This is a genomic window from Caloranaerobacter azorensis DSM 13643, assembly GCF_900129995.1.
Lineage (GTDB): Bacteria > Bacillota > Clostridia > Tissierellales > Thermohalobacteraceae > Caloranaerobacter > Caloranaerobacter azorensis.
Map to the genome: position 1 here is coordinate 13092 of NZ_FQXO01000034.1, position 11284 is coordinate 24375.

The 11284-nt window shown below is 27.4% G+C and carries 11 protein-coding genes; 3 read left to right on the plus strand and 8 right to left on the minus strand.

Annotation, left to right across the window (positions count from 1 at the left end):
• Window positions 1-213: 213 nt before the first annotated feature.
• From cas1b to cas6, 7 genes are read right to left on the minus strand one after another with little or no spacing between them, the layout of a single operon-like run.
• Window positions 214-1206 carry a type I-B CRISPR-associated endonuclease Cas1b gene (gene cas1b, locus BUB51_RS06900; RefSeq protein ID WP_073196530.1) on the minus strand — a complete coding sequence of 331 codons (993 nt, stop codon included), beginning with the start codon at window positions 1204-1206 and terminating at the stop codon, window positions 214-216.
• 12 nt (window positions 1207-1218) lie between these two features.
• Window positions 1219-1719, minus strand: coding sequence for a CRISPR-associated protein Cas4 (gene cas4, locus BUB51_RS06905; RefSeq protein WP_278294227.1), 501 nt, complete (start codon window positions 1717-1719; stop codon window positions 1219-1221).
• Between the two features lie 36 nt (window positions 1720-1755).
• A complete protein-coding gene (locus BUB51_RS06910) occupies window positions 1756-4014 on the minus strand; it encodes a CRISPR-associated helicase/endonuclease Cas3 (RefSeq protein ID WP_073196533.1) in 2259 nt (752 codons plus the stop codon).
• A complete protein-coding gene (gene cas5b / locus BUB51_RS06915) occupies window positions 4001-4702 on the minus strand; it encodes a type I-B CRISPR-associated protein Cas5b (RefSeq protein WP_035163078.1) in 702 nt (233 codons plus the stop codon). Before cas5b ends, BUB51_RS06910 begins: the two co-directional genes overlap by 14 nt.
• Before the next feature lie 10 nt (window positions 4703-4712).
• A complete protein-coding gene (cas7b, locus tag BUB51_RS06920; protein WP_073196535.1) occupies window positions 4713-5612 on the minus strand; it encodes a type I-B CRISPR-associated protein Cas7/Csh2 in 900 nt (299 codons plus the stop codon).
• A complete protein-coding gene (locus tag BUB51_RS06925) occupies window positions 5605-7380 on the minus strand; it encodes a TIGR02556 family CRISPR-associated protein (RefSeq protein WP_073196536.1) in 1776 nt (591 codons plus the stop codon). Before BUB51_RS06925 ends, cas7b begins: the two co-directional genes overlap by 8 nt.
• 4 nt (window positions 7381-7384) lie before the next feature.
• The gene (cas6, locus tag BUB51_RS06930; protein WP_073196538.1) at window positions 7385-8134 is read right to left on the minus strand and encodes a CRISPR-associated endoribonuclease Cas6; all 750 of its coding nucleotides are present in this window, start codon (window positions 8132-8134) and stop codon (window positions 7385-7387) included.
• 216 nt (window positions 8135-8350) lie between these two features.
• On the opposite strand from cas6, the gene BUB51_RS06935 reads away from it, so the two are divergent.
• The 3 genes from BUB51_RS06935 (at window position 8351) to BUB51_RS06945 (ending at window position 10988) form a co-directional block, all read left to right on the plus strand.
• Entirely contained in the window at window positions 8351-9145 is a 795-nt protein-coding gene (locus BUB51_RS06935; RefSeq protein WP_073196540.1) for a methyl-accepting chemotaxis protein, read from the plus strand.
• A gap of 289 nt (window positions 9146-9434) precedes the next feature.
• Complete coding sequence (locus BUB51_RS06940; RefSeq protein WP_073196542.1) at window positions 9435-10607, plus strand: cation:proton antiporter; 1173 nt, start codon at window positions 9435-9437, stop codon at window positions 10605-10607.
• Window positions 10608-10625: 18 nt separating this feature from the next.
• Window positions 10626-10988 (plus strand): P-II family nitrogen regulator, encoded by a 363-nt coding sequence (locus tag BUB51_RS06945; RefSeq protein ID WP_073196544.1) that lies wholly within the window; start codon window positions 10626-10628, stop codon window positions 10986-10988.
• Between the two features lie 59 nt (window positions 10989-11047).
• Here the strand turns inward: BUB51_RS06945 and BUB51_RS13330 are convergent.
• Window positions 11048-11284, minus strand: a 237-nt coding sequence (locus tag BUB51_RS13330) for a hypothetical protein (protein WP_073196546.1), incomplete at its 5' end; no start/stop codon positions are given.

Below are 11284 nucleotides of genomic sequence, written 5' to 3' on the forward strand. Positions count from 1 at the left end.
TCTGTTTCAATTCCTCATAGGTACACTATAAACCCATCACTTATATTAATATTACTATATTTAAAAAATTTTGTCAATTATTGATTTTTTGTGTTAATTCCTACTAGTATACTAGGATTTTACCCTTCTATATATTGAAATTTACACGTTTTTGGCAAAAAACAAAATGTCGTCGATCCCCAGGGGTTTTTGCACTACTGGGGGTCGACGACATTACCATCTTGATATATAAGGCTCAAATTCACTCTCGCCTATTAAATGTTTTTCAAGCTTATATAATTCCATTCGCACAAGTCTTCTATATGATACTTTTCTTCCCAACTGTCTATGATTTATTGTCGTTTTTAATCTTTTATCAAACTCTTCTACAAAAACTTTTTTACCTTTATCTTTCAAAAGTATACCGCCCATATCTTCTTCAAAATCATTTTTAGTTATCATCTTCTTTGAAAGTAAAGTAAATATTAATCTGTCAATTATTATCGGTTTAAAAATCTCTGATATATCAAGATTTAAAGTGAAACGCCTAAAATTAGTAGCATGCAAATAACCAATTCTAGGGTCTAAATGAGTTTTATATATTTCTCCAAGCACCCGCACATAAAGTAGTGAATTTCCAAAACTTATAAGGGCATTTAGTTCATTTTGAGGAGGTCTTCTAGTTCTCTGATTGAATACAAAATCTTCATTGGAAATTATTTCATCAAAAGCTTTATAGTATGTATCTCTTATATTACCCTCTATAGCCATAAGTTCATTTACTTCATTACATTTTCTTATTTTCTCATAAAGCGAAATAATATTTTCCTCAATATTTTCCAAATCTTTGCCACGATTTTTATAGTATTTTATTACGTTTAATATATTCCTGCAGCTTCCTTCAACTATTTTTGAGGCTAAAGCTATTCGCTTATTCTCATCAAGATAATGCTCTGCCTGCTTTAATATAATATACCCTGAATTTAAATGTTCCCTCGGATAATATGTACCGACATAATAACCATAATGATTGAAAAAATGCAGTAATATTTCTTTGTGAGACATGAATTCAAGAAATCTCTTATTTAAATCTACTTCTCCAAAAATGAAAAAATCACTAACATCTTCTATAGGAATATACTTTCTTCCTTTTTCTGTTTCAAAGTATAAAGTATTATCCTTTCTTTTAAGTTGTCCGTCATTGAAAATATAAATAGTTTTTTTCATTTAATCACCTCATTAAGCCCAGCAAAATTCATTATAGGCACAATTTCTACAATATTTATTTTTTTCAGGTGCACAAGGTTTGGGTTCATAAATAATTCTTAAAATATCTTTTTCTACATCTTTAAGCTCTTTTATAAGTTCTTCAGTTAATATTATTTCTTCTCTTTTATGTTCTTTTGGAAACATTAATATACCAGTGCCTTCAATACCATGTTTTTTAAGTTCCCAAAGATAATAAGCAAGCTGCATTTTAGCACTTTCAATAAATCTTGAGCTCTTTTTTACTTCTCCAACTAAAACATGTCCATTTTTCTTGTTTATTACATCTACTTTTATATTTCCTAAAGAAATCTCCTTTTTTTCTCTTGCATACGAATTTTCATGGATAAATCTGCCTAAATCTATATATTGATTATCTTGATCAGGAGTTAAATTATGAGCCATAAGCCAAACTTCTCTTTTACAGATATAATAGTACCAAATAAGAGTACCATTTACTTTTACATCTTCCACGATTCCCACTCCCAATTTAACCTTTTATGAATAAAACTAGAAGAACATCGTTTGGTCATTATCTGTAATAAATCCATATTCATCAGAATAATAATAATCTAGATTTTCAATCGGTATTTTCCCATAAAATCTATCTCTCACAAATGGAAAATCTTTGATATTGATATTAATTACATAAGAAAGAAATTTCTCTTTAATCTCTAAAAATTTATTCATCCTTTCAAATCTATCTTTTATGTCAAATAATTCCTCATATTTTGTCCATAAATAAGTAGCCTCTTCATCTTTTTCAATAAATACAGGCATTATGTATAAACTGTTATTTTCAATCAATTTAAACTGATTATTAACTTCATTGAAGTTAAGTTGATTAATATCTTCTATAATTCTATTAGAATAATCATCGCTCTTATCTTTATTTATTTCTTCAAAATAATATTTTGAATAGTCAAAAAAGTCATGTTCGAATATATGAGAATTATCTTTTAATATTTTTTCTGTCTTGCTAATTAAAAATCTGCCATAAACTATGTTGGCAAATATATTTCTTTCTCCCTTTAGCTTGTAAATATAAACATTTCCTATATCTCTTTCATTATTTCTATTGCATCTCCCAGCACACTGCACTATACTGTCCCAAGGCCCTATATCCCTAATAACAACATCATTATCAATATCGACTCCTGCTTCGACTACTTGTGTAGACACTAAAATGTATTTATCTAATTTCTTTATTTCCAAAATTCTCTCCTTCCTATCTTTTGGTATTACTGATGCCGATAGAAAAATAACCTTTTTATCCGCAATACTTTTGATTTGTTTATAAACTTCTTGTGCCGACTTAACAGTATTTAAAACTATCATTATTTTATTTGCTCTTTTTATAATTGGCTCTATTTCATCAATAAACTCATCAATACTTCTTTCTTTTAAATCTATATTTAATTTTGTTCTTTTAAAGATTTTAAAATATTCTTTGGTATTTTCTACAAGTTCAACATCTCCTTTAAATATCAAAGGTTGAGTAGCTGTCATTAAAATAAAATATGTATTTAATACGTCTGATAATACTTCAAAACTCTGTCTGATTAATTTCCAATATTTATAAGGTATGTTCTGGACTTCATCAAGTATAACTATACAATTTGCAAGTTTATTAAATTTCAATAATTCACTATTCTTATTAGAAAATATACATTGAAGTAGTTTTACAAAAGTCGTTACAACAATTTTAGAATCCCATGTCTCTATTAAAAACTTACTCTTTTCTGTTTCAAAATAATCTTCATCATCTTTATACTCTACTTTTGATAAATAATGATGTTTCAACACATCTGATGTTCTATTACCAAATATTTTTTGAAATATTTCATAAGTTTGATCAATGATACTTGTAAACGGAAAAGTATAAATAATATTATAGTATATACCCTCTTCTTTATATAATTTTTCTCGCAATTTCAGTGCAAAATTTAAACTATTTAGTGTCTTTCCCATACCCGTTGGTAAAGTCAATGTGAATATTTTTTTATTTAAATTTTCTATTTTACTTTCAACATTAATTCTCGCTTCGTTTCTCTTATCATTAATAATATTCTTACATTTAGGAAGTTTTTCAATAAATTCTTCTAGCTTTTCTATTTTTATCTCTTTGCTTTTTTCTCTTTTTTTATCAAATATAACAGAAAATTTATCGCTATATATTAGAATTGAATAAAAATATTTTAATTTGAAATACTCTTCAATATTTAAAAGCATATCATCTTCATAGTAAATTACAGCTTCCATTTCATCGAATAGCTCTATAAATCTATCTTTAATCTCTTCACTTTTAACATATGGAAGATTAAATTTTTCTAATATCAAGTTTAGTTCTCTAAAATCTATTGTTTTTAACTGCTTGTCCAAAGTTTCCAATTGACTTTCTACTTCTATTTTTTTCATAGATAGTTCATCATACATATTTTGAATATTGCCATGATGTCGTTTTACTATCAAAAAACCTTTAAGTGCTTTATCTTTATCAAATTTTTTCTGCAAAATACTATAAGTAAATAAAGCTGACAGAAAGCCATGATTTTTAATAGAACCATGGCTTTCTATTTTTTTGATATAATCTTGAAAATACGATGTAGCCTTTCCCAAATCATGTCCTATTAGAATGATTTTTAAAAATTCTTTGTCTTCAAGAAATAATCTATTTTCTTCTAGTATTCCAATTCCACAGTTATAAACATTTTCAAGATGATCCACTAATAACGTTTCTGGATGGGATAAAAGTTTAAATGAATACAATTCTATCCCCGCTTTCTAATTTATAATACACAGGTATATTGCACATAATAGTTTTTCCTGTTCTCTCATATAATACACTTATGTATTCTGTTATCTCCCTTTTTTCATTCATTTCATTATAAACAGTATCCTTTAGATACTCTCTGCCATCTTGAATTTTTATACTAATACTTTCATCAAAAGGTATTAATGTATCTATTTCTACAAATTCTTTATTCTCAAATCTTTCTGCTTCAAATTCACCAATAAATTTATAATTAGCTATTAACTCTGATAAGCCTAGACAAATACTATAAATACATTTTTTATCAATCAATAATTCTTTTAAATTTCTATAAAGTTCATTATTTTTATGATAAAAATATATCCTAAATTTACAGTCCTTTATCACCTCAAGATTTACCTGGGTTCTATTCTTTATCTTACTCATATCAATAGCCTGTTTTGTATCAATATAATTAATTGGTATTCTCGTTTTCTTTATAGGATTTATTATTTTTATGGCTACTTTACAGCTTTTATTCTGAAAATATTTCAAATACTCACTCTTATCTATACCTAAAATTGCAGATACTAGTCCATATATAGCCGTTTTAGGAGGAAAAGAAAATGTCAAAGGTGAAGATGTAGTAAAGTATTTTCTAAAATGACCATAGTCTCCCCATACATCAAAAACTAAAACTTTCATATTACATCACCTAAATTATTAATTCATTTGCCTTTATTCCGATTTCTTCTAGTGCTTTAAATATATCAACACTCATATTTAACCTACTATCAACTTTAATTTCCACATCTTCTATCTTATCTTTATTTTCTTTTAATACTTTAATAAAATCATCAATGTTTAATATAAAATCTTCTACATCTCTTATTTGTTCATCTTCTTTGTCTGATTCTATTTTCATTGTTTTTAAAAGGTCTCCTATATGATAATATTTTTCTTTATAATTAATTTTCACTAATAACCTCGGTACTTGTCCTATTTTTGATCTTGAAATTAAATTCTTCGTTCCATTCCAAATTGCTTCTATAAGAAGCTTAACATCTTCTTGGGTAAGTTTAGTAATTTCTGCAGCCTTTTCATTTATAATTCCATAAAATCCTATAAATGAGTATGGAAGTATAAATTCTTCTCTAAAAGTCTTATTATCCTTATTCTGTCCTGAAGCAAACGCTCCTGTACCTTTAATTCTCTTGATTTTAACTTTATGTAAGCTTCTTCCCATAGTAAATTGAACTGGGCCTGTGAAAGTAGCTGAATCTTTATCTAACGGTATAGTTGCACCAAATAGCCTTACATCAATACACTTCTGTAAAATATTTTGTATAATATCTTCTTTTTTCTTTCCAAAATCTTTAGCTCTTGTTTTACCATCTTGTACTTTGCCTTGCTCATTTCTAATCTCTCTAACAAAAATTTCTTTGCCTAAATAATCATATAAATAATCTCTTATAGTTCTCTTAAGCCTTACATCAGTAACTATATTTATACCTGTTTCTTCGTCAATCCTTGGTTTATTCTGATCTATTGGATCACCATTTGGATTATTATCTTTAATATCGTATAAAAAAATTATTTCACTTCTATTAATCATCTTCATCCTCCTCCTTATCAGTTAATATAATGTGTCTTTCTAAATTCATACCTAATGAAAAATAGAATGGTATATCAAGTTCTGAAATTGTCCATTTTTCTCCAGCTTCAAGCAAATATTTAGATGCTAAAGCTTGTATATCTCTATAATATTCTGCATCATATTCTATAAACTTGTTTTGTATTTCTGGAAGTAGTCTTTTTATATCTTTTTTAGATAATCTTAATCCTTTTAACCTATTTATAAACGGTTTTCTCTTCTCTTTAGCATATTGTAAATTTAGTAATTTTTGAGCTAAAAAGCCTAATAAGAATACAGCTTTTTTATCGGGAGTAGTAAAGAAATCCATATTTTCATTAAATAAATTTTCAAATAATTCTTCTTTTGAATTATAATTAGCTATATTCCACTCCATTTTCTCCATAACTTTCACCTGCCTTTTTTCTTTAAATAAAACGCCTAATAATCTTAAATACATTAAAAATCCATACGATTTAATAGTTTCATAATAGAAGTATTTTCCTTCATCTTGATTAAATTTTTCTATAATGTGATTACAAATATGAGATATTATGAACTTATAATCAATTTCCTTATCAGAAAGTATAATATCAATAGTTTCAAGGAAATATCTATTGTATGTCTTTCTTGGAAACAGCGTATTTAAAAATGAAAAATTTACTTTAATATTCTCGCTAATCTCACTACTACTAAAAATAGAATTTATTTTTGTCATATTTTCGTATATTTTTCTAAATCTAGAAGGCAAGATTTCTTGTACATTAAGTTTGATATTAAGAGCAGAATTATTTACTTCAAAGAAAAACATATCGAAAGTCGCATAATCTTCCACTTTAGAAAGCCTTTTTATAATCACATCTTCTGCATTTTCATATCTGTCATCAATATTTCTATCATCTAATTTTGTTAGAGTTTTTAATACCTTATCCAAATTCTTTTTATAAAGAAGTTTAGGTATTAAATAAAAATCTCTTCCTTGAAACTTAAACTTTAAATTTTCATCAAGATATTTTTTACCAAGTTCAAGATTAATTGCACAATCTTCACAAACAGGAAAATTCCTCCACGAATCTAATTTCTTAAAACCACCTGCTACGTATCCTCTTTTATCTACAGTATAAAATTTAAATATGTTAGCATTACCAAAAACCTCTTCTTTCTCCTCTTTACAGATTGAACATCTTTTGTTTTTCCCTTTGGATTCTTTTTTATCTATTAGATAATAACTTTTTATGGCCTGTTTTTTAACTTTATCTTTAAATATTTCAAATTCGCCGATGTATTTTTCATCATACTTAACTGTCAATATATATTTGTTTTTTGAATCTATACTGCCTTTAATATCGTTTATTATCTTTTCTTGATTATCTTTTAATGTGTCTAATAATCTTTTTATTATATCTATTTCTTTGTGTTCTTTGTATTCTTTAATTGTATCTTCTAAACATTTTAATATTTTCTTATTAAATGTTTTTTCAGGTGCTGTTAATCTAGCGGTTGGTGTATAATCAGCTCCATTAGTCGCACCTTTTTTATATAGATATTTCAAAATAAAATCTTTTCTAAACTCGGCTATATTTATTCCTATGTAATCAAAATCTTTATTTAAAGTTATTTCTAATACAGTATTGTATATACCGTTATCATTTGGATTTTCGACAAATAATTCTAATACATCACCTCCATTTTTATTTATAATATCTTCTAGTCTTTTCTTCCCAAGCTCACACACTGCACTTAATTCCATCCCCTCACCTCCTTACACCTACTATTTCAAAGCATCCAAACCCTTGAGCGTTTTTGCTTCCTAATCCTGTATCATAAGCTAATTTAATCAATTCTTTAGAGCCTTTCATTATAAATTCACCTATCCAGCCTTTAATAATAAACCCTCTATAATTAGCTGATATCATTTTTATCTTTTCATCATTAACCGGTTTTATTGAAAACTCACATTCTGGCATATCTTTTCCATAGAAAGATTTATACTTTTTCTGCAAATTTTTGTATGCTAATTCAGAAAAAACCCCATCACCGGGCTTGTGATAAATTGTCTTTTTCTTACCATGAACATCTACTGTACTGTATGTAACCGTCGGAGATAACATTTTTATAACAATTTCTTCTTCTACTTCTGGATGAGAAAACACTTCTATTTTTTCTAATCTTATTTGAGTCTTCCCTAAAATGAGATCGTCTTTTTTAATCAATGTACTAGCAAAATCATTAACAAAATCATCTAGTATTGATGAAACTATTAATTTAATAGGAGATGAAAATGTTATCGTATTAGACTGCTTGTCCATTTTAAATTGTCCAAATATCCTTGAAAAAGTAAATAATTTAAAACTCCTTTTTTCATATTTATAGCCTTCATCATGTAAAAAATTTCTAAATGCATTATCAGAAATATTGTTATAAATAAATCCTTGTAAAATATGGTTGTAGTGTATTGGTAATACTAATTTGTCTTTGAATGAAAATTCTATACTCAATCTCATTTTTTGCCTCCTACAATTTTTATATTTTTATGTTTATATATTCTATTTTTTTCATAGTTTTCCTTCAATATTTTTCAAAAAATAAGTTAACAATTTAACAAAAATCGATAATTTTTTTCAACTTATTAATCTATAGAAATTTTTTCTAATTTTAAAGGAATTCACATATATTTTGTAGAATAGTATCATTTGTGTAGACTAGAAGGAGGGGTTAAATTGAAAATTGCAATAGTTGGTGCTGGCAATGGTGGAACAGCTATTTTGAAATCATTGTCAAAAATAGAAGGAATAAATATCGAAATAATCGTCGATACTAATTTAAATGCTCCCGGTATTCTATTAGCCAAAGAATTAGGTATAAAATATTCTGATTCAATAGACGATATAAACTGTAATAATTTAGACATGATTATTGAAGCAACCGGCGTTGAAAAAGTATCAAAACTTCTAAATGAAAAATCTAATGGCAAATGCAAAATAATAGATTCAGAAGGTGCATTCCTTATAATGACATTAGTAGAAAGAGAAACAAAAACATTAGAAAAATTAAATTCGCAGATGTCAGTAATTGCCGATACTTCTTCAGTTGTTCAAATGCAATTAGATGAAATAACATCTTCTATAAAAAACATACATAATATCAGCGAAAATCTATTAAATACAGCTGAAGCATCAAATAAGTACATAGAAAAAAGTGATAAAATTGTAAGTTATGTTAATAAAATAGCTCAACAAATTAAAATTTTAGGCTTAAATGCAAATATTGAGGCTGCTAGAGCAGGAGAGCATGGAAAAGGATTTTCTGTTGTAGCTAACGAAATTCAAAAGCTTGCTAATAATAGTGAATCTTTTGCAAAAGAAATAAATGAAATGCTAGTTAAACTAGCTAATGAAATAAGAAAAATAAATGGTGAAATAGATAATCTTAAAAAACTTTCACAAGTTCAATTGAATGCTTCAGAAACTGTAAGCTCGGCTTTAGAAAGACTTAAATCCGAAACTACCATATAATTTATATTCATATTCTGATTTTTTTCTAAATTTTAATAGCAATACCTAGAATAATATAGTATATATATTATATTTCTAGTTAATAATAAATAACCGCCCTATATCAGAATATTTTATAAATTACTGCCTTTTTTGAAGTTTTACTAATTGGTATATTAGGAGTACTATAGTGTGTGGGCCTAAAATGCACTATTTTAAAAAGTGCGTTTTTTTCACTCTTTCTATTGGATATATTTATTATTTTTGGCTTTATCTTTTATACAAATCATATCAAAAGAGGTGGTTATTTATGAATCCTTTTATGAGTCTAGGTATTGCATTAATTTTAGGTATATTATTTGGAAAATTAATGAACAAATATAAAATTCCTGCTGTCGCTGGATATATAATAGCAGGGCTTATAGTGGGAAAGTCAGGATTGAATATTGTAAATAGTAATATGATTGAAAAACTTTCTTTCTTAAGTGACATTGCGTTAGGTATAATCGCATTTAACATAGGTAGTGAATTAAAAATATCTGTAATTAAAAAGCTAGGTAAACCAATTTTTATAATAGCTGCTTATGAATCAATGGGAGCATTTATACTTGTAACTTTAGTAATGCTTTTATTAAGACAGGATATTGGTACGGCTCTAATATTGGGAGCAGTATCTTCAGCAACTGCTCCAGCTGCTACAGTTATGGTATTAAAAGAATATAATGCAAAAGGCCCTTTAACAAGTACTCTTTTAGGAGTAGTGGCTGTTGACGATGCAATATGCTTAATGATTTATGCGGTAGCTTCTTCAATCGCAAAAGTATTTATAAAACATGAAGTTGTTACAGTTTATAAGGTTTTAGTTCACCCAATTGCAGAAATAGTTTTATCATTATTAGCAGGCTGCATCGCAGGAATAATTTTAACTTATTTAATTAAAATATCTAAAAAAGAAAACGAAATGCTACCATTTACAACAGGAGTTATAATATTACTTATAGGAGCTGCTTTAAAGTTCCACTTATCTCCACTATTATCAGCAATGACACTTGGCGTTATAGTTGCTAATGTTTCATCTGATAGTAGAAGAGCTTTTTCTGCAATTGAGAAGTTTTCACCACCTATAATTGCAGCATTCTTTATACTTGCTGGTTCAAGACTTGATATTTCACTATTGCCACATATAGGTTTAATTGGACTAGCATATCTTATATTTAGAATATTAGGAAAAGTATTAGGTGCTTCAATTGGCGGTGTAGTATCAAAAGCTCCTCATAGTGTAAGAAAATATTTAGGTTTTGGACTTTTATCTCAAGTAGGGGTTGCAGTAGGTTTAGCAATTGTAGTTAGTAGAGAGTTCCCTGGAACTCAATTAGGTTCTATTGTAATTACAATACTCCTAGCTACAACAATTATTACAGAAATTATAGGTCCAATTGCAACCAAAAATGCTATAATAAAAGCTAAGGAGTGTAATGTATAATTAAAGGAGGTATTGGGGTTGTACGCTTTATTTGCTGTTATAAATGAAATATATAAGCTTGATGCAATTTTAGAGAGGTTTTTTGAATTAGGAGTAGGGGCTACTGTAATCGATAGTGTTGGTATGGGAAAAGTACTATTACAACATAATATAGATGTTCCTATTTTCTCAAGCATTAGAAGAATGATAGATGGTAATAGACCTTATAATAAAACTGTAATAAGTGTCATTAGAGATGAAGAAAAATTAAGAAAAGCGATAGAAGTTATAAATGAAGAATTAGACTATATAAATAATCCGGGAATAGGTTTTGTATTCGTTGTTCCAGTATCAGAATGTTACGGCTTCGGTATAGAAAAAAATCGAGTAGGAGGTAGATGATTAATTCATCTACCGACCTCTCACACCACCGTACGTACCGTTCGGTATACGGCGGTTCATTAGGTTAAGTTCAATTTCTTATACTGCATAGAGAATGTTTTAAATCCTTGATTTAGCCAATACTGATTATTTAATGTCTTATTTAATATAGGACTATTAGATATACGCCAGTACCCCTTTCGGGTATTAGCGTATTGCCATGCCTTATACTCTGGGACTCCTAATCTTTTAAGATTCTTAAATTTGGTCTTAATTTTCTTCCATTGTTTCCAAAGGCATGCCCTTAATCTTCTCCT

What these genes read in the sequence shown, in the direction of transcription:
- cas1b (WP_073196530.1), bottom strand. Translation starts at nt 1,206, where the DNA reads ATGAAAAAAACTATTTATATTTTCAATGACGGACAACTTAAAAGAAAG.
- cas5b (WP_035163078.1), bottom strand. Translation starts at nt 4,702, where the DNA reads ATGAAAGTTTTAGTTTTTGATGTATGGGGAGACTATGGTCATTTTAGA.
- cas7b (WP_073196535.1), bottom strand. Translation starts at nt 5,612, where the DNA reads ATGATTAATAGAAGTGAAATAATTTTTTTATACGATATTAAAGATAAT.
- BUB51_RS06925 (WP_073196536.1), bottom strand. Translation starts at nt 7,380, where the DNA reads ATGGAATTAAGTGCAGTGTGTGAGCTTGGGAAGAAAAGACTAGAAGAT.
- cas6 (WP_073196538.1), bottom strand. Translation starts at nt 8,134, where the DNA reads ATGAGATTGAGTATAGAATTTTCATTCAAAGACAAATTAGTATTACCA.
- BUB51_RS06940 (WP_073196542.1), top strand. Translation starts at nt 9,435, where the DNA reads ATGAATCCTTTTATGAGTCTAGGTATTGCATTAATTTTAGGTATATTA.